Source organism: Dickeya chrysanthemi NCPPB 402, from assembly GCF_000406105.1.
Lineage (GTDB): Bacteria > Pseudomonadota > Gammaproteobacteria > Enterobacterales > Enterobacteriaceae > Dickeya > Dickeya chrysanthemi.
This window is the reverse complement of the sequence record NZ_CM001974.1, coordinates 2,574,976-2,600,522: the sequence shown is the minus strand read 5'-3', so window position 1 is coordinate 2,600,522 and position 25,547 is coordinate 2,574,976. Positions and strand designations below refer to the sequence as shown.

General features: G+C 53.8%; 21 protein-coding genes. 12 read left to right on the top strand and 9 right to left on the bottom strand.

Features of this window, described 5'->3' with window-relative positions; translation table 11 throughout:
* Window positions 1–72 precede the first annotated feature (72 nt).
* The 3 genes from DCH402_RS11635 to prc all read left to right on the top strand — a co-directional run bounded on the left by DCH402_RS11635 (window position 73) and on the right by prc (window position 3,436).
* Window positions 73–579: a GAF domain-containing protein gene (locus DCH402_RS11635; RefSeq protein ID WP_033575725.1), complete on the top strand. Its 507-nt coding sequence runs from the start codon at window positions 73–75 to the stop codon at window positions 577–579.
* Window positions 580–663: 84 nt separating this feature from the next.
* Window positions 664–1,395: an RNA chaperone ProQ gene (proQ, locus tag DCH402_RS11630; protein WP_040001227.1), complete on the top strand. Its 732-nt coding sequence runs from the start codon at window positions 664–666 to the stop codon at window positions 1,393–1,395.
* Between the two features lie 19 nt (window positions 1,396–1,414).
* Complete coding sequence (gene prc / locus DCH402_RS11625) at window positions 1,415–3,436, top strand: carboxy terminal-processing peptidase (protein ID WP_040001226.1); 2,022 nt, start codon at window positions 1,415–1,417, stop codon at window positions 3,434–3,436.
* Window positions 3,437–3,587: 151 nt separating this feature from the next.
* On the opposite strand, the gene DCH402_RS11620 is transcribed toward prc, so the two are convergent.
* From DCH402_RS11620 to narX, 4 genes are all read right to left on the bottom strand, one after another.
* On the bottom strand, window positions 3,588–4,643 hold the full coding sequence (locus DCH402_RS11620) for a DUF481 domain-containing protein (protein ID WP_040001225.1): 1,056 nt from the start codon (window positions 4,641–4,643) through the stop codon (window positions 3,588–3,590).
* A gap of 230 nt (window positions 4,644–4,873) precedes the next feature.
* The gene (locus tag DCH402_RS11615; RefSeq protein ID WP_040001224.1) at window positions 4,874–6,142 is read right to left on the bottom strand and encodes an acyltransferase family protein; all 1,269 of its coding nucleotides are present in this window, start codon (window positions 6,140–6,142) and stop codon (window positions 4,874–4,876) included.
* Between the two features lie 260 nt (window positions 6,143–6,402).
* The gene (narL, locus tag DCH402_RS11610; RefSeq protein WP_040001223.1) at window positions 6,403–7,050 is read right to left on the bottom strand and encodes a two-component system response regulator NarL; all 648 of its coding nucleotides are present in this window, start codon (window positions 7,048–7,050) and stop codon (window positions 6,403–6,405) included.
* Window positions 7,040–8,854 carry a nitrate/nitrite two-component system sensor histidine kinase NarX gene (gene narX, locus DCH402_RS11605; RefSeq protein WP_040001222.1) on the bottom strand — a complete coding sequence of 605 codons (1,815 nt, stop codon included), beginning with the start codon at window positions 8,852–8,854 and terminating at the stop codon, window positions 7,040–7,042. Before narX ends, narL begins: the two co-directional genes overlap by 11 nt.
* A gap of 461 nt (window positions 8,855–9,315) precedes the next feature.
* On the opposite strand from narX, the gene DCH402_RS11600 reads away from it, so the two are divergent.
* From DCH402_RS11600 to DCH402_RS11565, 8 genes are all read left to right on the top strand, one after another.
* Window positions 9,316–10,707 (top strand): NarK family nitrate/nitrite MFS transporter, encoded by a 1,392-nt coding sequence (locus DCH402_RS11600; RefSeq protein ID WP_040001221.1) that lies wholly within the window; start codon window positions 9,316–9,318, stop codon window positions 10,705–10,707.
* Window positions 10,708–11,331: 624 nt separating this feature from the next.
* On the top strand, window positions 11,332–15,102 hold the full coding sequence (locus tag DCH402_RS11595) for a nitrate reductase subunit alpha (protein ID WP_040001220.1): 3,771 nt from the start codon (window positions 11,332–11,334) through the stop codon (window positions 15,100–15,102).
* Window positions 15,102–16,664, top strand: coding sequence for a nitrate reductase subunit beta (gene narH / locus DCH402_RS11590; protein ID WP_040001219.1), 1,563 nt, complete (start codon window positions 15,102–15,104; stop codon window positions 16,662–16,664). Before DCH402_RS11595 ends, narH begins: the two co-directional genes overlap by 1 nt.
* Window positions 16,661–17,380: a nitrate reductase molybdenum cofactor assembly chaperone gene (gene narJ / locus DCH402_RS11585; protein ID WP_040001218.1), complete on the top strand. Its 720-nt coding sequence runs from the start codon at window positions 16,661–16,663 to the stop codon at window positions 17,378–17,380. The genes narH and narJ overlap by 4 nt, the downstream gene beginning before the upstream one ends.
* Complete coding sequence (gene narI, locus DCH402_RS11580; protein ID WP_040001217.1) at window positions 17,380–18,057, top strand: respiratory nitrate reductase subunit gamma; 678 nt, start codon at window positions 17,380–17,382, stop codon at window positions 18,055–18,057. The genes narJ and narI overlap by 1 nt, the downstream gene beginning before the upstream one ends.
* A 375-nt stretch (window positions 18,058–18,432) precedes the next feature.
* On the top strand, window positions 18,433–19,581 hold the full coding sequence (gene yiaY / locus DCH402_RS11575) for an L-threonine dehydrogenase (RefSeq protein ID WP_040001216.1): 1,149 nt from the start codon (window positions 18,433–18,435) through the stop codon (window positions 19,579–19,581).
* 138 nt (window positions 19,582–19,719) lie between these two features.
* On the top strand, window positions 19,720–19,941 hold the full coding sequence (locus DCH402_RS11570) for a type II toxin-antitoxin system Phd/YefM family antitoxin (RefSeq protein ID WP_040001215.1): 222 nt from the start codon (window positions 19,720–19,722) through the stop codon (window positions 19,939–19,941).
* Window positions 19,938–20,315: a type II toxin-antitoxin system death-on-curing family toxin gene (locus tag DCH402_RS11565; protein ID WP_040001214.1), complete on the top strand. Its 378-nt coding sequence runs from the start codon at window positions 19,938–19,940 to the stop codon at window positions 20,313–20,315. Before DCH402_RS11570 ends, DCH402_RS11565 begins: the two co-directional genes overlap by 4 nt.
* A 423-nt stretch (window positions 20,316–20,738) precedes the next feature.
* Here DCH402_RS11565 and DCH402_RS11560 read toward each other — a convergent pair whose 3' ends face one another.
* From DCH402_RS11560 to DCH402_RS11545, 4 genes are read right to left on the bottom strand one after another with little or no spacing between them, the layout of a single operon-like run.
* Complete coding sequence (locus tag DCH402_RS11560; protein ID WP_040001213.1) at window positions 20,739–21,446, bottom strand: SDR family oxidoreductase; 708 nt, start codon at window positions 21,444–21,446, stop codon at window positions 20,739–20,741.
* A gap of 26 nt (window positions 21,447–21,472) precedes the next feature.
* On the bottom strand, window positions 21,473–21,769 hold the full coding sequence (locus tag DCH402_RS11555) for a YciI family protein (protein ID WP_040001212.1): 297 nt from the start codon (window positions 21,767–21,769) through the stop codon (window positions 21,473–21,475).
* A gap of 48 nt (window positions 21,770–21,817) precedes the next feature.
* The gene (locus tag DCH402_RS11550; protein ID WP_233276277.1) at window positions 21,818–22,330 is read right to left on the bottom strand and encodes a nuclear transport factor 2 family protein; all 513 of its coding nucleotides are present in this window, start codon (window positions 22,328–22,330) and stop codon (window positions 21,818–21,820) included.
* 13 nt (window positions 22,331–22,343) lie between these two features.
* On the bottom strand, window positions 22,344–23,150 hold the full coding sequence (locus DCH402_RS11545; protein WP_040001211.1) for an SDR family NAD(P)-dependent oxidoreductase: 807 nt from the start codon (window positions 23,148–23,150) through the stop codon (window positions 22,344–22,346).
* Window positions 23,151–23,327: 177 nt separating this feature from the next.
* Here DCH402_RS11545 and DCH402_RS11540 point away from each other — a divergent pair, with 177 nt between their 5' ends.
* Window positions 23,328–24,383: a helix-turn-helix domain-containing protein gene (locus DCH402_RS11540; RefSeq protein ID WP_040001210.1), complete on the top strand. Its 1,056-nt coding sequence runs from the start codon at window positions 23,328–23,330 to the stop codon at window positions 24,381–24,383.
* Between the two features lie 106 nt (window positions 24,384–24,489).
* Here the strand turns inward: DCH402_RS11540 and DCH402_RS11535 are convergent, their stop codons facing one another.
* The gene (locus DCH402_RS11535) at window positions 24,490–25,521 is read right to left on the bottom strand and encodes a methionine synthase (protein WP_040001209.1); all 1,032 of its coding nucleotides are present in this window, start codon (window positions 25,519–25,521) and stop codon (window positions 24,490–24,492) included.
* Window positions 25,522–25,547 lie beyond the last annotated feature (26 nt).

The window sequence follows — 25,547 nt, the reverse complement described above, 5'->3', positions numbered from 1 at the left end:
AACTTTATGTAATGTGCTGCGGATGTCTGCCGTCAGGCGGTCCGTAAAGACAATTTATGCCTATTGTAAGCGATGAAAAAAGAACAATTCTACGATGAACTGGTACGTGATCTCACCGCGCTGATTGCCGATGAAGATCGCTTTCTCACGATATTATCAAACAGCAGTGCGTTACTGTTTGAACGATTGGATGGTGTGAATTGGGCCGGCTTTTATTTGCTGGAAGGCGACACGTTATTTCTGGGGCCGTTTCAGGGGCGCCCGGCTTGCGTGCGAATTCCGGCGGGAAAAGGGGTCTGCGGTCGTGCGGTCGCGGAGAACCGTGTTCAACGGGTCGGCGATGTGCATGCGTTTCCCGGCCATATCGCCTGTGATGCCGCCAGCAATGCCGAAATCGTGCTGCCGCTGACGGTTGACGGGCGGTTGATTGGCGTTCTGGATATTGATAGCACCGTTCATCATCGTTTTGATGCCGAGGACGAAGACGGGCTGAATGCGGTTGCGGCCGCACTGTGCCGCCAATTGTCACAGAGCGACGTGCTGGCTTTCATCAATTCTCTTACGTTGCGACAAGGATAACGTAGCAATTGCCGATGGCGTCATTATAATGACGCCTGTTCATGCCTGCGCTGGTTGGCAAACCCGTTGTAATCAGGAAATTTCATGGAAAATCAACCTAAGTTGAACAGTAGTAAAGAAGTGATCGCCTATCTGGCAGAGCGTTTTCCGCTCTGTTTCACGCTTGAAGGCGAAGCGCGTCCGTTAAAGATTGGCATTTTTCAGGATCTGGTCGAACGCGTGTCCGAATCCGAGCACGTCAGCAAGACGCAGTTGCGCTCCGCACTGCGTTTGTATACGTCAAGCTGGCGTTATCTGTATGGCGTCAAACTGGGCGCTCAACGCGTTGATCTTGACGGCAACCCGTGCGGCGAGCTCGAGCAGCAGCATGTGGAGCATGCGCGCAAGCAACTGGAAGAGGCCAAAGCCCGTGTTCAGGCTCAGCGTGCAGAGCAGCAGGCGAAGAAGCGCGAGTCCGGCGAGGCCGAACCCTCTCGTCCGCGTCCTTCTGCCGGCAGAATGCCCCCACGCCGTGAGCGAGATGCCGCAGGTTCAGCTCCGCGTAAACCGCGTCCGTCTTCTTCCCGTTCCGCACAGACCGCTTCTCCGTCATCCGATAAATCCCAACCCCGTCAGCCTAAAGCAGCCCGTACGGTGCAACCGGAACGGCAGGCGGTGACGGATATTTCCAGCCTGCAGATTGGCCAGGAAATCAAAGTCAGGGCTGGCAAAAGCGCCATGGATGCCACTGTGCTTGAGATCGCCAAAGATGGAGTCAGGGTTCAACTGGCTTCCGGTCTGGCGATGATCGTACGCGCAGAACATTTGCAGTTCTGATACGGAGGCCAACCAGGGCATGAACAAATTTGTCAAAGCGGCGGCATTAACCTGGCTTTTGCTGTCCGGGAGTAGTTTTGCCAGCGAGAACATTACCCGCGCGGATCAAATTCCTCAGTTGCAGCCGGAAGCGCAGCACTCTACCGTCAGCGAGCGCGTTGCGTCGCGTTTTCTGCGTTCCCATTATCGCCAGTTCATGCTGGATGCGCAGTTTTCCGGCAAGATCTTCGATCGTTACCTCAACATGCTGGATTACAGCCATAACGTGCTGTTGTCTTCCGATGTGGCGCAGTTTTCCGGTCAAAAAGGCGAGTGGGGCGAGAATTTAAAAAGCGGCAAGCTGAGCCTGCCGTACGCCATGTACAATCTGGCCCAGAAACGCCGTTTCGAACGTTACCAGTATGCGCTGACGCTGCTGGAAAAACCGGTCAACCTGAACGGCAACGATGTTATCGACCTTGACCGCGCTAAAGCGCCCTGGCCGCAAAGCGTGGAGGAACTCAACGCACTGTGGGATGCCAAGGTCAAGTACGATTGGCTGAGCCTGAAACTGACGGGCAAGGCCGACGCGGAAATCAAGGAAACGCTGACCAAACGCTATCAGTTTGCGGTTCGCCGTCTGGTGCAGACCAACAGCGAAGATGTGTTTCAGTTGATCATGAATGCCTTCGCGCGGGAAATCGACCCGCATACCAGCTATCTGTCGCCACGTAATACCGAGCAGTTCAACACCGAAATGAGCCTGTCGCTCGAAGGTATCGGTGCGGTATTGCAGATGGATGAAGATTATACCGTGATTAACTCCATGGTGCCGGGCGGCCCGGCGGCGAAAAGTAAACGCATCGGCGTCGGCGATCGTATCGTGGGCGTAGGGCAGGCCGGTAAATCGATGGTCGATGTGATTGGCTGGCGGCTTGATGATGTGGTGGCGTTGATCAAAGGGCCGAAAGGCAGCAAGGTGCGTCTGGAAGTGCTGCCGGCAGGCAAGGGCACCAAAACGCAGACCATCACTCTGACCCGTGAACGTATCCGGCTGGAAGATCGTGCGGTGAAAATGTCGATCAAAGAGGCCGGTAAAGACAAAGTCGGCGTGCTGGATATCCCCGGTTTCTACGTTGGGCTGACGGACGACGTGAAAGTTCAGTTGCAGAAACTGGAAAAAGAGCATGTCAGCAGCGTCATTATCGACTTGCGCGGCAATGGCGGCGGTGCCCTGACGGAAGCGGTCAGCCTGTCTGGGCTGTTTATTCCTACCGGGCCGGTGGTGCAGGTGCGGGACAACAACGGCAAGATACGTGAAGACAGCGACACCGACGATACCGTCTATTACAAAGGTCCGCTAGTGGTGCTGGTTGATCGTTTCAGTGCCTCGGCGTCGGAGATTTTTGCCGCCGCGATGCAGGATTACGGCCGTGCGCTGATTGTCGGCGAACCGACTTTCGGTAAAGGTACGGTACAGCAATACCGTTCTCTCAATCGTATTTACGATCAGATGCTGCGTCCGGAATGGCCGTCGCTGGGCTCGGTACAATACACCATCCAGAAGTTCTACCGTATTAACGGCGGCAGTACCCAACGTAAAGGCGTTACGCCGGATATCGTGATGCCGACCGGCAACGAAGCGGTGGATACCGGTGAGAAATTTGAAGATAACGCCTTGCCGTGGGATAGCATCAAACCTGCCGGTTATACCGTGATGGGCGACGTAAAACCGCTGCTGCCCGTGTTGCTGGAACAGCATAATGCGCGTATTGCCAAGGATCCGGAATTCCAGTACATCCAGCAGGATGTGGCGCGTTATCAGGAAATGAAACAGAAGCGTAATCATGTGTCGTTGAATCTGGTGCAGCGCCAGAAGGAAAACAACGAAGACGAAGCAACGCGTCTGCAACGCATTAACGATCGACTGAAGCGTCAGGGAAAACCGCCGTTGAAGGCGCTGGATGATTTGCCGAAGGATTATCAGGATCCGGATGCGTATCTGAATGAAACCGTCCAGATTGCGGAAGACCTGTCTAAACAGGAACCGAAGTCGCAGTAATACTTAGGCGGTTACCCGCGATAAAACAAAAGCCCGGTCGAGAAAACCGGGCTTTTTTACAGCTGTCTTTACAACTGTCGTTTACGCAGAACGTGTTTACGCAGAACGGGCAACGGTTCCCGTCGTAAGACAGGAACCTTCAGTGGCTGAATTACCAGCCGACGCCCAGACCCAGCGAGTACAGGGTATCGTTAACGTTACCCTGAATGCTTTCGGTGCGGGTGCGGGAGACTTTCATACTGACGGATGACCAGTCGGTAACTTTGAAACGCAGACCAGCGCCGGCTTTAAAGTAGAGCGGCGTGGTGCTATCAAATGAGCGGCCCACTTCGCCGTCGGAAAACAACTCGGTACGTTTGCTGAACAGGAAGCGATCATAGCTCCACTTCAGGCCGCCGGAGTAGAAATTATCTTCGCTGTTGTCCTGATAAGTAAACGTTTGGGCGTTTACCAGTGTGGTAATAGAGAACGCGCCCAGATCGTTATCCCAGAACTGGTAGCCCGGACCAGTACCGGCGGAACGGTTAACTTTGATGTTTTCCACCCAGTCGCGTTTGTACTCATAACGGCCCTGCCAGAACCAGTGCTCGTCGATGAATTTATCCAGTGCGTATTCCCCGGCGGCGTTTTTGGTGCTTTCCACATTGTCTTCTTTGGTCATGTGGTAGCTGCCATCCAGATTATGGCGCCATGTGCCGTGCCGCAGGCGGGTGTTCAATGTCATATCACGGTTGTCGGTTTCCGTGGAGCTTTTCTTGCGGGCCAGGCTAACGTCGACATTGCCTTTCCAGGAGAAATCTTCCACCCAACGACGAGGTACCACCATGGAGTCGATATCAGACAACGGCAGCGTTTCCTGCCCGGCGCTGACTTGCTGGCCGTCTACGCTTGCCGGCTGGGCAACGATGGCGCGAGAACTGTCGGAGGCTTTGATGGACGGATAGAGTACGCCTTTCTCGTAGCGTTGCCCTTGAATAACCATCCCGTGATCGGTCTGGAAGGTTTTGACTTTGTCCCAGGTCACCGACACAGTGTCGGCATAATCGGTTTTGATGAATAATTTGCCGCTATCCAGCAGCGTAATCTGGCCGCTGATCTTGTCACCGTTGGTTAACCAGACGGTGTCCGCATGGCTGGTAGAAATGCCAGCGGCGCTGAGAGCGATAAACAGGCTCAGCGACGAAAGTGCGTGTTTGGAATGTGTCATGATGTCAGATAAAACAATGGGTGACTAAAAGTGAAAGACGCCATTCGGACGGCTTGCCGATGTATCGATATACCGGATTATTTCCCGGCGAGGCAACATTAACAGGAATCGCGCAGCGCCTCTAGATATAAGTATCCCACAATTAGAATGGAAATTGTTATAAACCGTGTGATTAATGACTTACGGCTATAACGGTGATGACGATCACATCACCGTTATAGCCGTTATCATCAGGCCGCGCTGCGGGAAGGTTCGAAACGACGGGTCAGAAAGCGTTCGGTCAGCGATTGCCTGATACGGTTTATCAACTGCTCCTGGACGACTACGCACAGGGTAATGGTCGTCAACAGGAAGACGCCGTAACCGGTCATGGATACCTCCACCCTGCCGGCGGCGTCAATACAGGCCGACCAGTCGGTGAAACATTGCAGCGGGTTGCCGCGTAATAACTGTTCTGATGTGCGGAACAGGTTAAAGAGCGGGACATGCAGGGCAAAAATCGACAACGAGGCGCTACCCAGTCTTGTTGCCCAGACTTTCAACGCTTCGCTGTCCGGTTCACGAGCGTGCGCGCACAGGCAGACCAATGCCACTTGCGAGGGCAACAACAGTCCGTTATGCAGCAGGAAATACCAGTGGCGCCCGCCGTGTGTAAACAGCCAGGTGGCGACGATAAAACTCAGGCTAATAAACACAGCCAGCGCTTTGCATTGTAGCCGGGTTAATGCTGGCCGCACGCCGTCCCGGTATTGGCGGAAAATCGTGTAGCCTGCTATTCCGGCCAAAAACTCCGGTAACCGCAGCAATGGATTGCGTTGCAGTAAACCGGTATAAGGCATGCCGTATAATTGATGCCAGACAACCCATATCGGCGGCAGCAGATACAGCAGACAGAGCACCGCCAGCCACAGGCGCGGATAACGGCTGCCAGCCAGTCGCGGCGCCAGCAGCGGGAACAATAAGTAGAAGAAAAAGAGTGTCGAGACCGACCACAACGGCGCGTTGAACGTCAGAAAATAGGGATTCCACGCCTGTAACATCAGCAATTGCAGTAAGCCGTTAACAGCCAGTTGCGCGTTATCCATATAGTGACGCAACGTTTCCGGCGCAACGCTGGGGTCGTTACTGTCGTAAATGACGAAACGGGCGCTGGCAATCTGGCCCTCTGGCGGAATCGCCAGCCAGTGCATCAGGCAGACCACCACGATAGACGATACCAGTCCGATGATGTGGATCGGGTAGAGGTTAAACAACCGCTTGGCCAGGAAATGCCGGGCGGGTTCCCGTAACTGGCCGTCACGCAGATAAACATGTGTCAGAAGAAAGCCGGACAACACAAAGAACGTACTGGTAGCGAAGAACCCCATGCTGGTCAGTTCGTTCAGAAAGGGGATCTTTTCACGTTGCGGATAGACATGTACGGTGTGATAGACCATGACATAGCATCCAAGTAAAAAGCGGAGCCATTCCAGTCCAATAAATCGTTCTCTGACTTTCATTCTCTTTTTCCTCCGGTTAAGCCTGGCGAAAGCGCAATGAAACGCCGAACAAGGTGAGTCTAGGAAAGGAATATGGGGAAATATCTAGGAAAATGGCGATAAAGTACTAAAAACCATGAACAGGCGTTACGGCATCAGCACGAGTGAAAGTAAACGTATAGAAATGTAGGTGTTGTGTATTTTACTGTTTTTTTAACATCTAAAAGTAAAAATTAACACCGATGGGGAAGATGACTGGCGGCGACGGCCGCCGCCACCCGTTAGAAAATCTTTTCTTGCACTACCCAGACGGCGGCTTCCACCCGGGAACGCAACTTCATTTTTTTCAATAGATGTTTGACGTGTACTTTTACCGTACTTTCGGTAATCGTCAACTTGCGGGCGATAACTTTATTCGGCAACCCTTGGGCTATCAGTTTCAGGATATCCTTCTCCCGCGGGGTCAATTGCTGGATATCCCGGGTATCGCTGCTGCGCGTTTCCCGCAGGCTGGCCGCCAGAACCGGCGTCAGCGTATCGCTAAGCACCATTTTGCCTGCCGCAGCCTGATGGAGCGCGACCAGCAAATCTTCCGGTTCCATGTCTTTCAGCAAGTAGCCGTCGGCACCGCCTTTAAACGCGCTGATCACGTCTTCCTCATGGTTTGATACGGTAAACACCACGATTCGCCCGGATAATGAGGTTTCACGCAGGCGGGCCAGTGTTTCCAGCCCATTCATGCCCGGCATGTTCAAATCCAGCAAAATCAAATCCGGGTCCAATTGCTCCGCCAGTATCACGCCTTGTTCGCCCTGGCTGGCTTCGCCGACCACACACAGGTCAGGCGCCATGCTGAGCAACTGTTTGACGCCATTGCGTAGCATCGGGTGGTCATCAATGAGCAGTACGGTGGCGGCGTCATGATTCATGGTTTTCTCCTGATAAAACGGGTGGCTGGCGAGAGTCTGCCTGAAAGCGGACACAGACTTCTGTGCCGCCGGACGCCAGGCGTTGGATAGTACAGTCGCCGTGGAGGCTGCGGGCGCGGTCGCGCATGATAATCAAGCCGTAGTGATTGGTTCGGCGGTGGTTATCACTGATGCCGATACCGTTATCGCACACGCGCAGCTCAATATAGCCTTGCTGTTGACAAAGGGTGATGTTGACGGCGGTAGCCTGTGCATGCTTATAGGTATTGCTCAAGGCTTCACGCACGATTTGCAGCAAATGAATACCCTGATGAGCGGATACCGCCTGTGGCGGTAACTGATAATCCAGCACGATGGCGTAGCCGAGGCGTTGGCTGAATTCGTCAACCGTGGCGCGCAATGCCGCCAGCAGGCCGGATTCCGATAGCTTAAGCCGGAAGGTCGTCAACAATTCACGCAATTGCCGATAGGCGGTGTTGATCTCATCGCGCATGGCGTCTAACTGCTGTTGTATTTCCGGTGTCAGCGCGGTGTGCTGCATTTGCAGACAACTGACCTGAATTTTCAGACAAGAGAGCGACTGTGCGATGGAATCGTGTAACTCGCGGGCGATGGTCGTTCGTTCTTCCATCAACATCAGTTGTTGTTGATGGCTGGATTGCCGCTCCAGCGCCAGCGTACTGGTCAACTGCTCCAGCAATGTGTTGAGCAACTGGTGCTGATCGGGCGTCAGATGCTGATGAGCGGGCAACCGCGCCAGCACCACGCCATAGTGACCCCGCTTGTCATGCAAATTCCAACTGACCGGCTTGCCTTCGGATGCCGCGTGTGCCGAGGAAAAATGCGCGCAGCGCTGGCAGTCGCTGTCCGGGCAGGTGTCGGGATTGGGTATGACGGTTTGGCTGGAAGGCGTTACGAGCGCCTGATGATTATCTTCATACAGTTGCAATTGAATGCTGGAAAGCGGCATCAATGCGCTCAGTTCATCCAGCACCGGCAGTAACCGGCTGCATAGCGGCGCATTGGTATGCAGCCGACGACTGGCACGATATAGAAACGCCAGCGTATCGTTTTTCTGTTGCAAATCGGCGGTTTTTTCCGCCACCCGCTGTTCCAGATCACGGTACATCGCCGACAGCTCATCCGACATATTATTCAGCGCCTGTGCCAGCGTACCCATTTCATCATGACTGCGCGGGGTTACGCGTTGATGAAATTCGCCCTGGCCGATGGCCTGCGCCATCGACACCAGCTTGCGCCAGGGGGCCAGCAAGCGGCGGCGCAGATAGAAAAAGGTCAGCAATAACAACGACAACATGATGCCGATGAACGTGCGTTGCACCAGTGTGACCAACCGAAGGTGCGCTTCGGTTTTTTGATCGATAGCCAGCACCAGCGCATCGAGGTGGTGGACAAAATCTGCAACGGCGGCGGCGGCATCCGCCGGGCGTTCTGCCTGACGCAGACTCGGTTTCAATTGATCTGCCCAGTAGCGTTGCAACGTGGTGAGTTGCTCGCTTAGCCCCTCGCGTATGACCGCCTGACGCAGGTCGTGGTCATTTTCGGCGCGTTCCAGTTCCTGCAGATAATAATCACTGTTGGCGTCAAGCGGCACCATCGACAATAACCGGTAACTTTGCATGCGCAGAGAACCTGCCGTATTAATGGCGTGCGCGTTGCCCTGAATGCTTTGCGACATCCAACTGGATACCGCCATGCCGGCAATCCCCAGCAGGCCTTGCAGCAGCATCAACAGTGCCACCTGGTTGACCAGCGAGAGTGGAAGCCGAAAGCGTTTGAACATGGGGAAACCGCCTGTGACAAAAATGGAAACGCAGTGGTGTGCTAAACAGTAGATCGCAGGCGCGCATGTGACGTTGATGGCGTCGACAGAGAGAGTCATCGATCGACGTTAGTCACCGTCGTTCGAGCTCTTCCCGCTTATCCGCTACCGGCCCGCAGTAAAAACAGAGTCATGCAACACAAGATCATTTTTTCTTATTTTCAGGGGTAACCCTATACCCCCAAAGAGTTACCTCACAATTTCCATTGGTGGGTAGTCGCGAATACCGTGACGGGGTTAATCATCATAACAGTATGAAACGACACTATTAACTTGTCATTTTGGCTTACCTATTTGGTGGCGGGCAAAAAAGATACCGGTTTTTTTACCCGACAAACCGTTGATGTATATCAAATTTGCTTCGGACATACCTTCTAATGTGACGCGTAGTGATAGGGGTATTTTACTGACCGAGGCTTGTTATGACGCAGTCAACCATTACGCCAGGCGCTTCACGGCAGACTGTTATCCGGGAATGGCGCCCGGAAGATGTTCAGTTCTGGCAAAAACAGGGGCGCGGCATTGCTCAGCGCAACCTGTGGATTTCCATTCCTTGTCTGTTGCTGGCTTTCTGTGTCTGGATGTTGTTCAGCACCGTGGCCGTCAATTTGAACAAGGTCGGTTTTCACTTCACCACCGATGAATTGTTTATGCTGACCGCATTGCCATCGGTATCCGGCGCGCTGTTGCGGGTGCCGTATTCGTTTATTATCCCGCTGGCCGGCGGACGCCGCTGGACTACCTTCAGTACGCTGATTCTTATTATCCCGTGCGTATGGTTGGGGTTTGCGGTACAGGACACGCAAACATCGTATAACGTATTCATCCTTATTTCGCTGTTGTGCGGATTTGCCGGCGCGAACTTTGCTTCCAGCATGGCGAATATCAGCTTCTTTTTCCCGAAAGCGCAGCAGGGCGGGGCGCTGGGGTTAAACGGCGGATTTGGGAACCTGGGCGTCAGCGTGATGCAGTTGCTGGTGCCGGTGGTGATTTTCCTGCCGGTGCTGAGTTTCACCGGCAAGGGCGTGGTTCAGCCGGATGGCAGTCAGGTCTGGCTGCAGAATGCGCCCTGGGTGTGGGTGCCGATGTTGCTTATCGCCTCGGCGGCGGCCTGGTTCGGTATGAACGATCTTTCCACCGCTAAAGCGTCGCTGCGCCAGCAGTTGCCGGTGCTGAAACGGGCGCATTTGTGGATTCTCAGCATCCTGTATCTGTCGGCGTTCGGCTCTTTTATCGGTTTCTCCGCCGGTTTTGCCATGTTGTCGAAAACCCAGTTTCCGGATGTGGTGATCCTGCATTACGCCTTTTTCGGCCCGCTGCTTGGCGCGCTGGCGCGTCCGGTGGGCGGCATGTTGTCGGACCGGTTCGGCGGCGTGCGGGTGACGCTGGTCAATTTTGTGTTGATGGCGATCCTGTCGCTGCTGCTGTTCACAGCGCTGCCGGGAGAAAATCAGCCGGGGTCTTTCCTGCTGTTCTTCGGCATCTTTATGCTGCTGTTTTTGACGGCCGGGCTGGGGAGCGGTTCAACCTTCCAGATGATCGCGGTGATCTTCCGGGGGCTGACGATGGAAAGGGTGACTGCCGCAGGCGGTGGCGCAGAAGAAGCGCAGCGCAGCGCGGTGACGGATACCGCAGCGGCGTTAGGGTTTATCTCCGCTATCGGCGCTATCGGCGGCTTTTTCATCCCGAAAGCGTTTGGTACTTCGTTGGCGCTGACCGGTTCACCCGCCGGCGCGATGAAAATCTTTGTGGTGTTTTACGTCGCCTGTGTGTTGATCACCTGGCTGTGTTATGGACGTAAAGCCCGCACCTGATAATGATTGATCTGATGCGTATTGCAAGGTGGTAGTTACCCCCGATGCAATACGCCTTCATACCGTCAGTGCGAAATTTTTTACGCTGGCGGTATGAACAAGCTGTTGATTATCCCACCTGATGACCACGTTATTTGCTTTCTTCCCCAACATCGATAAACAGACGTTTTTCTGTTTGATATGTTTTCAAAAACTGCAGATTGGTGTATCCCGACTTGCCCGCTATCGACCCGTTAGCGTTGTGGTTTGCAGGGGAGTGCAATGTATGTCGAGAAGGTGCATTCCTTCACGTGTTGCCTGAAAAGCAGGCGTAATGTCGGGAAAGAAACGGTTTGAGCTACCTGAACGGGTCTACTACCTCCAAAGAGTCTTCATGAGTAAATGTCACCTGACCTTATCATTTCATGCCTCAATATTTCCTTTTTTATCAGTTAATTAAGTAATTCTTTTCCGATACCTCTTTGGTGGTATTTTTGCACTCCCCACCACAAACCGGCTCCTGAGGGCTTGATCGCTGTCAATTCCAGTACTTATTCGGCTGGCTACCCTACGTCGTAGTGAGCAATACCCACGTGTACGTCTATAACGACAGGAACCGTCAGGTTCCGTAGCAGGAGAGTCCGGATGAGCAAATTTCTTGACCGGTTACGTTATTTCAAACAGGTGGCCGAGCCGTTTTCCGGTGATCACGGCCAGACGCTGAATACTAATCGTGACTGGGAGGACGGCTACCGCAGCCGCTGGCAACATGACAAAGTGGTGCGTTCGACGCATGGCGTCAACTGTACCGGTTCGTGCAGCTGGAAGATTTACGTCAAAAACGGGCTGGTCACCTGGGAGACGCAGCAAACCGATTACCCACGCACCCGGCCGGATCTGCCGAATCATGAACCGCGCGGTTGCCCACGCGGTGCCAGCTATTCCTGGTATCTCTATAGCGCCAACCGCCTGAAATACCCGATGATGCGTAAGCGCCTGATGAAATTGTGGCGTGAGGCGCGCCGTCACCATGCCGACCCGGTAGATGCCTGGGCGTCGATTGTCGGTGATGCCAATAAAACGAAAGAATACAAGCAAGTACGTGGTCGCGGTGGTTTTGTCCGTGCCGACTGGCAGGAAGTGAATGAGCTGATCGCCGCCGCTAACGTGTATACCGCCAAAACCTTTGGCCCAGACCGGGTGATTGGCTTTTCGCCGATCCCGGCTATGTCGATGGTGTCTTATGCGGCCGGTGCCCGTTACCTGTCGCTGCTGGGCGGGGTGTGCCTGAGCTTTTACGACTGGTATTGCGACCTGCCACCGGCCTCACCGCAGACCTGGGGCGAACAAACCGACGTGCCGGAATCGGCCGACTGGTATAACTCATCGTACATTATCGCCTGGGGTTCCAACGTACCGCAGACCCGTACCCCTGATGCGCATTTCTTTGCCGAAGTGCGCTACAAAGGCACCAAAACCGTAGCGATTACCCCGGATTATGCCGAAATCGCCAAACTGTGCGATCAGTGGCTGAACCCGAAACAAGGCACCGACAGCGCGCTGGCGTTGGCGATGGGCCATGTGATCCTCAACGAATTCCATCTCAAACAACCGCGTCAATATTTCACCGACTATGTGCGCCGCTATACCGACATGCCGATGCTGGTGTTGCTGGAGCCGCGTGCCGACGGCAGCTACGCCGCCGGGCGTTTGTTGCGCGCCGCCGATCTGGTCGGCAACCTGGGGCAGCAAAACAACCCGGAATGGAAAACCATCGCCATTGATGAAACCAGCGGCGAACTGGTCGCTCCGCAGGGTTCCATTGGTTACCGCTGGGGTGAGCAAGGCAAGTGGAACCTGGAACAGCGCGAAGGCGGTTCTCAGCGTGACGTCAACCTGCAACTGAGCTTGCTGGGCCACCATGATGAGGTGGTTTCCGTCGGCTTCCCGTATTTTGGCGGCGCCGCCAGTGAACACTTCGCCAGCGTGGCGCTGGATGAGGTGCTGCTGCATCAGTTGCCGGTGAAACGCCTGACGCTGGCCGATGGTCAGCAAGGGCTGGTGACCAGCGTCTTCGACCTGACGCTGGCTAACTACGGTGTGGATCGCGGCCTCAACGACGAACAGTGCGCCAGCGATTACGATCAGGTCAAAGCTTATACCCCGGCGTGGGCCGAGCAGATTACCGGCGTATCGCGGCAGAATATCATCCGTATTGCGCGCGAATTTGCCGACAACGCCGACAAAACCCACGGACGGTCGATGATTATCGTCGGTGCCGGTATGAACCACTGGTATCACCTCGACATGAACTACCGTGGCATTATCAATATGTTGATCTTCTGCGGGTGTGTCGGGCAGAGCGGTGGCGGTTGGGCGCACTACGTTGGCCAGGAGAAACTGCGCCCGCAAACCGGCTGGTTGCCGCTGGCGTTCGGGCTGGACTGGCAGCGTCCGCCGCGTCACATGAACAGCACTTCGTTTTTCTATAACCACTCCAGCCAATGGCGTTATGAAACCGTCGCGCCGCAGGAGTTCTTGTCACCGCTGGCGGACAGCTCGCGCTTTAGCGGCAGCCTGATTGACTTTAACGTGCGCGCCGAGCGCATGGGCTGGCTGCCTTCCGCGCCGCAACTGGGGGCTAACCCGCTGCGTATCGCCGGGCAGGCCGCCGCCGCCGGTATGTCGCCGCAGGATTTCACCGTGGCGGAACTGAAAGCCGGTCGTCTGCGTTTTGCCGCCGAGCAGCCGGACAGCCCGCAAAACTTCCCGCGTAACCTGTTTATCTGGCGTTCCAACCTGCTGGGTTCTTCCGGTAAAGGCCATGAGTACATGCTCAAGTACCTGCTGGGCACCGAGCACGGTATTCAGGGGCAGGATTTGGGCCAACAAGGCGGCGTGACGCCGGAAGAAGTGGAATGGCGCGCACAAGGCGGCGAAGGCAAGCTCGATCTGGTGGTGACGCTGGATTTCCGTATGTCCAGTACCTGCCTCTATTCCGACATCGTGTTGCCGACCGCCACCTGGTATGAAAAGGACGACATGAACACGTCGGACATGCATCCGTTCATTCATCCGTTGTCGGCGGCGGTTGACCCGGCCTGGGAGTCGAAAACCGACTGGGAAATTTATAAAGGGCTGGCGAAAACTTTCTCCCGCGTCTGCCAGGGTCACCTCGGGGTGGAAACCGATGTGGTCACGCTGCCGATTCAGCACGACTCGGCCGCCGAACTGGCGCAGCCGCTGGGCGTGAAAGACTGGAAAAAAGGCGAATGTGACCTGATTCCGGGTAAAACCGCGCCGCATATCATGACGGTGGAACGCGACTACCCGAACCTGTATGCCCGCTTTACCTCACTCGGCCCATTGCTGGATAAACTCGGCAACGGCGGTAAAGGTATTAGCTGGAATACCCAAAACGAAGTGGACTTCCTTAAACGCCTCAACCGGGTGCAGGAAGCGGGCGCGGCGGCCGGTCGGCCGAGAATCGACAGCGCCATCGATGCCGCCGAAGTGATCCTGTCGCTGGCGCCGGAAACCAACGGCCAGGTGGCGGTGAAAGCCTGGGAAGCGCTGAGCAAGGTCACCGGGCGTGATCACACCCATCTGGCGCACCCGAAAGAGGATGAGAAAATCCGCTTCCGGGATATTCAGGCGCAGCCGCGCAAGATCATTTCCAGCCCGACCTGGTCTGGTCTTGAAGACGAGCATGTCTCTTACAACGCCTGTTACACCAACGTGCATGAGCTGATTCCGTGGCGCACTATTTCCGGCCGTCAGCAACTGTATCAGGATCATGAGTGGATGCGCGCCTTCGGCGAAAGCCTGTTGGTGTACCGCCCGCCGGTGGATACCCGCGCCGCTCAGCCGTTGCTGAACAAAAAGCCCAACGGCAACCCGGAAAAAGCGCTCAACTTCCTGACGCCGCATCAGAAGTGGGGGATTCACTCCACCTACAGCGAAAACTTGCTGATGCTGACGCTGGGACGCGGCGGTCCGATTGTCTGGCTGAGCGAAGACGACGCCCGTGAACTGAACATCGCCGACAACGACTGGGTGGAAGTGTTTAACGCCAACGGTGCGCTGACGGCGCGAGCCGTGGTGAGCCAGCGTATTCCGGCCGGGATGACCATGATGTACCACGCGCAGGAACGACTGGTGAACCTGCCGGGCTCGGAAATCACCGGTCAGCGCGGCGGCATCCATAACTCCGTGACGCGCGTTTGCCCGAAACCGACCCATATGATCGGCGGTTATGCCCAACTGGCGTACGGCTTTAACTACTACGGCACCGTCGGCTCCAACCGCGATGAGTTCGTGGTGGTCCGTAAGATGAACCGTATCGACTGGCTGGATGAGGACAGCCATGACGACCTGTCTTCCCATGTGCAACCTCATCTGCAGGAGAAAGCTTGATGAAAATTCGTTCACAAGTCGGCATGGTGCTGAATCTGGATAAATGCATTGGCTGCCACACCTGTTCGGTGACCTGTAAAAATGTCTGGACCAGCCGCGAAGGGGTGGAATACGCCTGGTTCAACAACGTGGAAACCAAACCCGGCACCGGTTATCCGCATGCCTGGGAAGATCAGGAAAAATGGAAAGGCGGCTGGATTCGTAAGATCAACGGTCGGCTGGAACCGCGCATGGGCAACCGTGTCGGGGTGCTGTCGAAAATTTTCGCCAACCCGGACGTTCCGGCGCTGGACGATTATTACGAGCCGTTCGACTACGACTACGCACACCTGCAACGCGCCGGCGAAAGCCGGCACCAGCCGGTAGCGCGCCCGCGTTCGCTGGTGACGGGTCAGCGTATGGAGAAGATCGAAAACGGCCCGAACTGGGAAGACGATCTGGGCGGCGAGTTCAGCAAACGCTCGCAGGACAAGAACTTCGACGACATGCAGAAAGCCATGTACGGGCAGTTCGAAAACACCTTCATGATGTACCTGCCGCGACTGTGCGAACACTGCCTCAACCCGGCGTGCGTCGCCACCTGTCCGAGCGGGGCGATTTACAAACGGGCGGAAGACGGCATTGTGCTGATCGATCAGGATAAATGCCGCGGCTGGCGCATGTGCCTGACCGGCTGCCCGTACAAAAAAATCTACTTCAACTGGAAGAGCGGCAAATCGGAAAAATGTATTTTCTGCTATCCGCGCATCGAATCCGGTATGCCGACGCTGTGCTCGGAAACCTGCGTGGGCCGTATCCGCTATCTGGGGGTGCTGCTGTACGATGCCGACCGCATTGAGCAGGCGGCTTCCACGGCGAATGAAACCGACCTGTACGGCCGTCAGTTGGACATTTTCCTCGATCCGAACGACCCCGAGGTGATTGCACAGGCCCAGCGCGACGGCATTCCGCTCAGTGTGATTGACGCGGCGCAGCAGTCGCCGGTGTACAAGCTGGCGGTGGAATGGCAACTGGCGCTGCCGCTGCACCCGGAATACCGCACGCTGCCGATGGTATGGTACGTGCCGCCGTTGTCGCCGATTCAGGCGGCAGCCGATGCGGGTAGCCTGGCGCACAGCGGCGTTCTGCCGGACGTCGAAAGCCTGCGTATCCCAGTGCAGTATCTGGCCAACCTACTGACCGCGGGCGATACCCGTCCGGTGCTGCGCGCGCTGCGTCGTATGCTGGCGATGCGTCATTTCAAGCGTGCGCAAACCGTCGAACAGGTCACCGATACCAGCGCGCTGGAGCAGGTGGGGCTGACGTCATCGCAGGCTGAAGAAATGTACCGCTATCTGGCGATCGCCAACTATGAAGATCGCTTTGTGGTGCCGTCCAGCCATCGTGAACTGGCGCGTGAAGCTTTCCCGGAAGCGCATGGCTGCGGCTTCAGCTTCGGCGACGGCTGCCACGGCAGCGATTCATCGTTCAACCTGTTCAACAGCCGCCGTATCGACGCCATCGATGTCACCAGCAAAACTCAGAACATGAGTGAACGGCGTATGCGGGAGAACAAGTCATGATCAGTCTTCGCGTTATCGCCCGGCTGCTGGAGTACCCGGATGCGGAACTGTGGCAACAGCGCCAGGACATACTGGACGCGCTGGAGCAGGCCGACGAGTTGCCGTTGCGCCAAAGCGCGCAGTTGCTGCAATTCATCGGCGACTTTTATCAGGGCGACCTGCTGGACCGGCAGGCGCGCTACAGCGAGCTGTTTGATCGCGGTCGTGCGCTGTCATTGCTGCTGTTTGAACACGTCCATGGCGAATCGCGTGAGCGTGGTCAGGCGATGGTGGATTTGCTGGCGCAATACCGTGAGGTCGGGCTGGAGCTGGATTGCCGCGAACTGCCGGATTTCCTGCCGCTGTATCTGGAGTATTTGACGTTGCGCGAGCCGCAGGCGGCGCGTGATGGGCTGCGTGATATTGCGCCGATCCTGACGCTGCTGGCGGAACGTTTACGTCAGCGCGGCAGCGACTATGCCCTGTTGCTGGAGCTGTTGCTGACGCTGGCGGCGTGCGAGCCGTCAAGCGACGCGGTGGCGGCGAAGGTGGCGCAAGAAACACGCGACGATACGCCGCAAGCGCTGGATGCGGTATGGGAAGAGGAGCAGGTCCGCTTTCTGGCCGACGCGGGCTGCGCCCCGGCGCAACAGACCCGTCATCAGCGTCGGTTCGCCGACGCGGTGGCGCCGCACTACCTGAACCTTGACGCTTCACCGGTCAAAGGAGATTGCTGATGCATTACCTCAATCTGTTTTTATTCGATATCTACCCTTACATCGCCGGTGCGGTTTTTCTGGCAGGCAGTTGGCTGCGTTATGACTACGGTCAGTACAGCTGGCGTGCCGGTTCCAGCCAGATGCTGGACAAAAAAGGCATGCGGCTGGCGTCAAACCTGTTCCACATCGGCATCCTGGGTGTACTGGGCGGCCACTTTGTGGGCATGATGACGCCGCACTGGATGTACGAATCGTTCCTGCCGTTGGATGTAAAACAGAAAATGGCGATGTTAGGCGGCGGTGCTTGCGGCGTGCTGACGCTGGTCGGCGGTATGTTGTTGCTGAAACGGCGGCTGACCAACCCGCGGGTGCGCGCAACATCCACCGCCGGCGATATTCTGATCCTGTCATTACTGGTGATTCAAGCGGCGCTGGGGCTGTTGACCATCCCGTTTTCCGCGCAGCACATGGACGGCAGCGAGATGATGAAGCTGGTGAACTGGGCGCAGGCGGTGGTGACATTCCGCGGCGGCGCATCGGCTTATCTGGATGACGTGGCCTTTATTTTCCGCGTGCATCTGGTGTTGGGGATGACGTTGTTCGTGCTGTTCCCATTCTGCCGTCTGGTGCATATCTGGAGTGCGCCGGTTGAATATCTGACCCGCCGTTACCAACTGGTCAGGAATCGCCGTTAATCCTGTTATTCGTTCGAAAGGCAACGTCACCGGTTAACGATGGTGGCGTTGCCTCTGCCAGCCTGCGCCGATGCGCGCCCTGCCTCATGTCGATGTTTTTCACGATACCGCCGCGCATTTCATGTGTGAATGTGATGTGACGATGGCGATGTTTTAGCCGGTTTCATCTCTGACGACACTATCGCGTCCATTGTGTAAATTAAAATGGTTTTTTAATGAATAACAACTGGTTAGGTGGTTGTGTCAAAATGAAAAAACGATTTAGCCGTTTAGTGAAGAAGAGTGGTGAAAATTTGTTCCTGGTCAATTTTACCGGAAAATGCCGGTGCTAGGATGGCGACAGGTTAAAACTCTGTGATAAATGGATGGTGATCTATGAGCAGCGCATTTTACATTCCCGCCTTAAATCTGATGGGCGAAGGTGCATTAGAGGAAGCGGCAAGGCAGATTCAGTTGCAGGGTTTCAAACACGCCTTAATCGTCACGGATGGCGTGCTGAATAAAATCGGTGTTGCGGCTTCCGTGCAGCAATTGCTGAAAAAATATCAGGTCGATAGCGCCATTTATGATGGCGTGCAGCCTAACCCGACCGTTGCCAACGTGGATGCCGGTCTGAAAATTCTCAAAGCGAACAACAGCGATTGCGTCGTCTCGCTGGGTGGCGGCTCCTCCCATGACTGCGCCAAGGGGATTGCCCTGCTGGCGGCCAATGGCGGCGAAATCGCCGACTATGAAGGTGTGGATGTGTCCGCCAAGCCGCAACTGCCGCTGATCGGTATCAACACCACGGCAGGCACCGCGTCTGAAATGACCCGTTTCTGCATCATTACCGATGAAGTGCGTCACGTGAAGATGGCGATCGTTGATAAGAACGTGACGCCGGTGATGTCCGTCAATGATCCGGTGCTGATGGTCGGTATGCCGGCGTCGCTGACGGCCGCCACCGGTATGGATGCGCTGACCCACGCGATTGAAGCGTATGTCTCGACGGCAGCTAACCCGATTACCGATGCCGTGGCGATTAAAGCGATTGAATTGATTCGCGACCATCTGCGCGATGCGGTGAAAGACGGTAAAAACATGGTGGCGCGTGAACAGATGGCGTATGCCCAGTTCATGGCAGGCATGGCGTTTAATAACGCCTCGCTGGGTTATGTCCATGCGATGGCGCATCAGTTGGGCGGTTTCTACAATCTGCCGCACGGGGTATGCAACGCCGTGCTGCTGCCGCATGTAGAGCGTTATAACGCCAGTGTGGCCGCCGCCCGCTTGAAAGACGTGGCGCTGGCACTCGGTGTTGATGTCAGCGGGATGGATGATAAACAGGGGGCCGAAGCGGCGATTGTTGCCATCAGCCAACTGGCGAGCGATGTCGGGATTCCGACAGGCCTGAAAGACCTGGGCGTGAAAGAAGAAGACTTCGATATTCTGGCCGATAACGCGCTGAAGGATGCCTGCGGTTTGACTAACCCGAAAAAAGCCACTCACGCGGAAATCGTCGGAATTTTTGCCGCCGCGTTCTGATGGTGACTTGAATAATATTAAAAGCCCCTGGCCTGATGGCTGGGGGCTTTTTTTATAACGTCGCATTAACGCGGCATAGCGGGTGGTCTATTTTACTAATCAGATGTACAATTGAAATGTACATTTCGAGGGGGAGCTATGAAAACGTATACCATCACTGAAGCCCGGCAAAACATTGCGACGGTCATTGATACGGCGGCCGGCGGTGAGCCGGTAGAGATTAAGCGCCGGGATGGAACTTCGGCTGTACTCATCCCCAAAGCAGAGTTTGAGGCTTATCAGAAAGCCAGATTAGACGCTGAATTTGATTTCATCATGCAGCGCCACGGCCACACCATCAAAGCGCTCGCTGACAGATGAAATGGGTGAGTGCGCAGGACGTCATTGACTTTCATGATCGTATTTTGCAGGTGTTGCCTGGTGTGGTGGGTATGGCTGATCCTGGTCGGGCTGAGGCGTTGATTTATCGAGTACAAAACCGTCTTTATTATGAAGGTGTGACCGAACTGTTTGAGCTGGCGGCGACGTATTGGGTAACTATTGCTCGTGGTCATATTTTTAATGATGGCAATAAACGCACTGCTTTTTTGGTTACCATGACATTTTTGCGTCGCAATGGCATATTGATTGTTGATAACGACAATTCGCTGGAAGAACTCACCATTAAGGCGGCAACCGGAGAATGCCTGGTATCGGAACTCGCCGAACAATTAAGACAACGGGTGGAAAAATAAAGGGTATCTCAGAAAAAATAGCTTTTTTGTGGCGAAAAATGGGCTGAAAGATGCCAGCGGTCTGAGCACCCCGAAAAGCCACTCACGCGGAAATCGTCGAGATTTTCGCCGCCGCGTTCTGATGGTGATTTGAATAATATTAAAAGCCCCTGGCCTGATGGCTGGGGGCTTTTTTGATGGACTGGTAATGACAATGCGGGCTATTTTTATCAGGGATATTTTACTGACTTGTATTTAATTCTCTATTATTTGGCGTGTCGTTATTGCTGATGGTGGTGTTAGCGGTAGAGGACTCACATCAATTAACCAGAACCGGTCATTTGAGCACGCATATACCCGTCATATTTCACGTTACAGATGCGTCGGTTTTCTTACAATACGAGGTATGCAAAATATAAAATTACCGGCGCGATTGATACATTGTTATTCAGGCACGCCAAGATACATCGGTGGTTTCGTTGTGAGCCCAGCATGCACGCTTTTCGTCACCTCATCCGCTAAGAGTTCGGATTGCCCGTTTTCTAATGCCGCGATCGTCATGCGTGCAATGTCATCAGGTGATGCTTTGTCTCCTGGTACGCCACGTGCCATATCGGTGTCCATGAAAGCGACATGCAGCGATAACACTTCTGTTCCCTGAGCTTTCAATTCCTGCCGCACCGCATTGCTCAAGGCCCAGGCTGCGGCTTTCGAAGCACTGTAACTCCCTGTAATGCCGGGCAGTGTAGCCCAGCTTAGTGCTGAGATCACATTGATGATGGCGCTACCATTGTGAGCCGCCAGAATCGGTGCAAATGCCTGCGTCATACGCAGTGGGCCAACTGCATTGGTTTCGAATTGGCTGCGCAGTAAATCGATGGATGAGGGAGCAAGAATAGATCCAGAGCCACCGATCCCCGCATTGTTGACCAATATATTTACGTCGCCCAATTCCCGGGTCAGGGCGTCAATTTCATCAGGATTGGTCACATCCAGACGTACTGGTACGACACCGGGTTCCATAACGGTCAATGGGTTGCGTGCTGCAGCATAGACTTTGCTTGCTCCGGCAGCGAGTAATGCGCGCGCAAAAGCTGCGCCCAGTCCTCTATTTGCACCTGTAACCAGTGCGACAGAACCTTTAATATTCATAGTAACCCATTTATAACGTTGAGAAATTAATGACGTGAGACCAGATGAAGCATGACGTAGTGCTCATAATGGCCCACACCATTTTTTACGATCGGGTCTTGTGAGGTGAATGAGGCAATATCTTGGTTGTCTGCGATTTGATAAAGCGAGACGCCATAACCATCGCCGTCATCAATCACAGGACCATGTGCGACGATAATGCCCTGGTCAAACAGCTTATTTAAAAAAATGCCATGCTGCCCCATCCACTCCCGCTCTTCAGCGGACATGGTTGCGAGAAAATCAGCACGTGGAGGGATCCATTTGCATAAATAGTTTTTCATGTCATCTCCTTTATATTCGTCGCACAGCAGATTGCAGGTGTGTTGGCTTTATGACTCGGCAGAATGCTGAGCAGCGGCAAGGCGCTTTCCTGCTTCGGCAGATAAATTCAGCACCACATTTGCAGGACGCATCATGACCATAAAATCGGTGATTTTGCCTTCCTGATTAAATTCAACCAGATCAACACCGAATATCACGTCATCGCCGACTCGGGCACTGAACTCAAGGACGTATCCGGTGTGACTGCCGAAGTGCCGCAGGTATGTAAAATCTTTCATTACACTAAAAACGGCCCCAAGAATGGCTATCATTGTTTCCTTGCCATGATAGGATTCAATCGCCGCTGGATTGCGGAAAATAACATCTTCGGTAAGCAATTCAGGGAGACTCTCCCAATCCAGCGCCGCAACAATGCGATGCCACTCTTTAAGTCCTGCCTGAGCTGCCTCATGAGGCAGACCTGTAATCAGGTCTGGAATATGATTTGAATTAACCTCAGTCATTTTTATCTCCTTAATTAAAATAATATGTTGTCTTAAAACAGCGCCGGCCTTGTTCATTTATGTCCGGTATTTACTTCGCTGTTTTGACGCTTTTAAGTATTGAGCCCTCAAACATTTTCGGCATATAGTTTTGTAGGAAAAGAATCATTCCGGTCATTTTGCCGACGGGATTACTGAACTTCGGTTTTGGGGTTCGGATAAGTTTCGCGATGGTTGATACAACGGCATCTGGCGCTTCCGCCTCATCCATTCCTTTTTGCGTGGCGGCTTGTACCTGTCGGCGGTAGGCGTCATAGTCCGCGATAGTGTAGCCTGTCGGTGAGAATGCGTTATCGCCAAGATTCGTTTTGAACCATACAGGCTCTACCATGCTGACGTTGATATTAAACTGGTCCAGCTCAAAACGCAGGGACTTAAAATAACCTTCAACCGCGTGTTTTGAGGCCGTGTAATAAGACAGATTCGGTGGCCCAATTAAACCGACAATCGAACTGACGGTGATGATCTGGCCGCTCTTCTGCTTGCGAAAATGGGGAAGCAGAGCATTTGTGACTTTAATCGTGCCCCAGAAATTCGTTTCGAATTGCTTGCGTCCAACGTCAATCGGTGTTTCTTCAGCAATGCCTGTTACCATATAACCTGCATTATTGACGAGTACATCCAGTTGTCTGGTATGAGCAAACAACTCTTGTGTGAATGCTTCAATGGAATGGTCATCGTCAATATCGAGACGTATCAGTTTAAAGGGTACTTTACTCGCATATTTCTCAGGCTGGCGACTGGTACCAATAACATTGAACCCCTCTTTATGGAGCTTGTTGGCAAGCATCAAGCCAAAACCCGATGATGCACCTGTAATTAAAATTGTTTTTTTCATTTAATCGACCCCCGCACTTTTTCAATAATGAATCTAGGAGGGTATTGTGTCGCTAATGCCTCGCACCTTCACTAGCGAAACACGCCAATTTAATAGCAAAATGCGCCAAGCATAGCGTCAGGTTAGTTGGCGTCTTTTGCTATTGAGATGGCATAATCTGCGATATAGACTTAACGCATGACTACAGAAAAAGCACAGACATTACACCGCCGAAACGGCACCATGCAGGATTATTCAATCTGGCCGGGTTGGCGCCTGTTGATGCAGGACGCAGGCATAGAAGCCTCACCGGTTCTGCGTCGCGCGCAGCTTCCAGGGGATCTCTTCACACGCCAAAATGTTCGCCTGGATCCGGAAAATTTTTTCAAGCTCTGGGTTGCTATCGAAGCCGAGTCAATATCTGTCAATGCTGATACCCCTGCCGCATTACAGATAGCAAAAGTGATGTCGTCTGACTGGTTTGATCCCGAGCTTTTTGCAGCACTTTGTAGCTCAAATATGCGTTGTGCTCTCGAGCGGATGGCAACGTACGTCAGGCTCATCGCACCCATGACAATCAAGATAGACCGCTCTGGGATACACACAACAGTCTCAATTGATTTTATGGATAACACCAGGCCGCCACCTGAAGTATTTCTTATCTTTAAACTGGTCTTTTTCGTACAACTTGCACGCTTGGCGACACGTACTCCCGTGCAGCCATTGCGAGTCGCTTGGCCTTTGGCAACGGAGACAAGAAGTGATCATGCACTCGCCTATGAGGCTTTTTTCGGCGTAGCTGCCAAGAATAGCCCGCTGGCTACGTTGGTATTTTTAACTGAAGATATGGAGAGGCCGTTCCTGACGGAAAATCACAAAATGTGGTTGTTCTTTGAGCCCTCTTTGCGTCAGAGATTGGCTGATTTAGATCAGATGGCTGGCATGTCAGAAAGGGTGCACAGTATTCTGCTGGAAACCTTACCGGCTGGGGACGTCTCAGTACAGGCAGTGAGCCGAAAACTTGCCGTCAGCACACGTACACTGCAGCGCAGGCTTCAAAACGAGGGAACGTCTTTCCAGCAAATTCTGGATAATGTGCGTGAATCTCTCTCGCTTCACTATTTACGCAACACCAATATGTCGAGTGCGGAAATCTCTTTTCTACTGGGTTTTGAGGATTCCAACTCCTTTGCCCGAGCATTCCAATCCTGGACTGGAAAGACCCCACAAGCAGTGCGAGGCTTTGCTGAATAAAGCGAACTTTATTCATCACTCCCAGTGATTGTGCGTTCTTCCTTTGATGCAATATCCCGCCAGCAATAGTTATGCCGGCGGCTTTTCACTCACGGCTATAGCAGCGTTATTTAGCCGAAAGCTCTTTGCGGACGATGTCTGCGCCTGCACTTAACGCATTGAGCTTGCCTGTGGCTACCCGACGAGATAACGGGGCCATGCCGCAGTTGGTTGAAGGATAGAGCTTGTCGGCATCGACAAACTGAAGTGCTTTTCGTAGCGTATTGGCGACTTCATCTGGTGTTTCAATGGTATTGGTTGCCACATCAATGGCCCCTACCATGACTTTTTTACCGCGAATCAGTTCCAGCAGATCCATCGGAACACGCGAGTTATGGCATTCCAGCGAGATGATATCGATAGCCGATGTTTGCAGTTTGGGAAAGGCTTCTTCATATTGCCGCCACTCTGATCCCAGCGTCTTTTTCCAATCGGTATTGGCCTTGATGCCATAGCCATAGCAAATATGTACAGCCGTTTCACATTTCAGCCCTTCAATGGCTCGTTCTAACGCGGCAATACCCCAGTCATTCACCTCATCAAAGAAAACATTAAATGCCGGCTCATCAAACTGGATAATATCGACACCCGCAGCCTCTAATTCTTTCGCTTCCTGATTGAGTATTTTGGCAAATTCCCAGGCGAGCTTTTCGCGGCTTTTATAGTGGTTATCATAGAGCGTATCGATCATCGTCATCGGCCCCGGCAAGGCCCATTTAATGGGTTGCCTGGTGAGTTGACGTAAGAATTTGGCATCTTCAACAAAAACGGGTTTTTGACGCGCCACCGCACCGACAACCGTCGGTACGCTCGCGTCATAGCGATTACGAATTTTAACGACTTCACGTTTCTCAAAATCCACGCCGCTAAGGTGCTCAATAAACGTGGTGACAAAGTGTTGGCGTGTCTGTTCGCCATCGCTGACAATATCAATACCTGCACGCAGTTGATCAAACAGCGACAAACTCAGGGCGTCTTTTTTCCCTTCGATTAATTCTTCGTTTTGTAATTTCCAGGGGGACCACAGTTTCTCAGGTTCTGCGAGCCAGGAGGGCTTGGGTAAACTGCCCGCAGTCGAGGTAGGTAGCAATGTTTTCATAGCAGGTGACCTTATATTTTTGGTGA

What these genes read in the sequence shown, in the direction of transcription:
- narJ (WP_040001218.1), top strand. Translation starts at nt 16,661, where the DNA reads ATGATCAGTCTTCGCGTTATCGCCCGGCTGCTGGAGTACCCGGATGCG.
- narI (WP_040001217.1), top strand. Translation starts at nt 17,380, where the DNA reads ATGCATTACCTCAATCTGTTTTTATTCGATATCTACCCTTACATCGCC.
- DCH402_RS11620 (WP_040001225.1), bottom strand. Translation starts at nt 4,643, where the DNA reads ATGACACATTCCAAACACGCACTTTCGTCGCTGAGCCTGTTTATCGCT.
- DCH402_RS11540 (WP_040001210.1), top strand. Translation starts at nt 23,328, where the DNA reads ATGACTACAGAAAAAGCACAGACATTACACCGCCGAAACGGCACCATG.
- DCH402_RS11535 (WP_040001209.1), bottom strand. Translation starts at nt 25,521, where the DNA reads ATGAAAACATTGCTACCTACCTCGACTGCGGGCAGTTTACCCAAGCCC.
- DCH402_RS11595 (WP_040001220.1), top strand. Translation starts at nt 11,332, where the DNA reads ATGAGCAAATTTCTTGACCGGTTACGTTATTTCAAACAGGTGGCCGAG.
- DCH402_RS11600 (WP_040001221.1), top strand. Translation starts at nt 9,316, where the DNA reads ATGACGCAGTCAACCATTACGCCAGGCGCTTCACGGCAGACTGTTATC.
- DCH402_RS11570 (WP_040001215.1), top strand. Translation starts at nt 19,720, where the DNA reads ATGAAAACGTATACCATCACTGAAGCCCGGCAAAACATTGCGACGGTC.
- DCH402_RS11615 (WP_040001224.1), bottom strand. Translation starts at nt 6,142, where the DNA reads ATGAAAGTCAGAGAACGATTTATTGGACTGGAATGGCTCCGCTTTTTA.
- yiaY (WP_040001216.1), top strand. Translation starts at nt 18,433, where the DNA reads ATGAGCAGCGCATTTTACATTCCCGCCTTAAATCTGATGGGCGAAGGT.
- DCH402_RS11545 (WP_040001211.1), bottom strand. Translation starts at nt 23,150, where the DNA reads ATGAAAAAAACAATTTTAATTACAGGTGCATCATCGGGTTTTGGCTTG.
- DCH402_RS11560 (WP_040001213.1), bottom strand. Translation starts at nt 21,446, where the DNA reads ATGAATATTAAAGGTTCTGTCGCACTGGTTACAGGTGCAAATAGAGGA.
- proQ (WP_040001227.1), top strand. Translation starts at nt 664, where the DNA reads ATGGAAAATCAACCTAAGTTGAACAGTAGTAAAGAAGTGATCGCCTAT.
- narL (WP_040001223.1), bottom strand. Translation starts at nt 7,050, where the DNA reads ATGAATCATGACGCCGCCACCGTACTGCTCATTGATGACCACCCGATG.
- DCH402_RS11635 (WP_033575725.1), top strand. Translation starts at nt 73, where the DNA reads ATGAAAAAAGAACAATTCTACGATGAACTGGTACGTGATCTCACCGCG.
- DCH402_RS11565 (WP_040001214.1), top strand. Translation starts at nt 19,938, where the DNA reads ATGAAATGGGTGAGTGCGCAGGACGTCATTGACTTTCATGATCGTATT.
- narX (WP_040001222.1), bottom strand. Translation starts at nt 8,854, where the DNA reads ATGTTCAAACGCTTTCGGCTTCCACTCTCGCTGGTCAACCAGGTGGCA.
- DCH402_RS11555 (WP_040001212.1), bottom strand. Translation starts at nt 21,769, where the DNA reads ATGAAAAACTATTTATGCAAATGGATCCCTCCACGTGCTGATTTTCTC.
- narH (WP_040001219.1), top strand. Translation starts at nt 15,102, where the DNA reads ATGAAAATTCGTTCACAAGTCGGCATGGTGCTGAATCTGGATAAATGC.
- DCH402_RS11550 (WP_233276277.1), bottom strand. Translation starts at nt 22,330, where the DNA reads ATGAACAAGGCCGGCGCTGTTTTAAGACAACATATTATTTTAATTAAG.
- prc (WP_040001226.1), top strand. Translation starts at nt 1,415, where the DNA reads ATGAACAAATTTGTCAAAGCGGCGGCATTAACCTGGCTTTTGCTGTCC.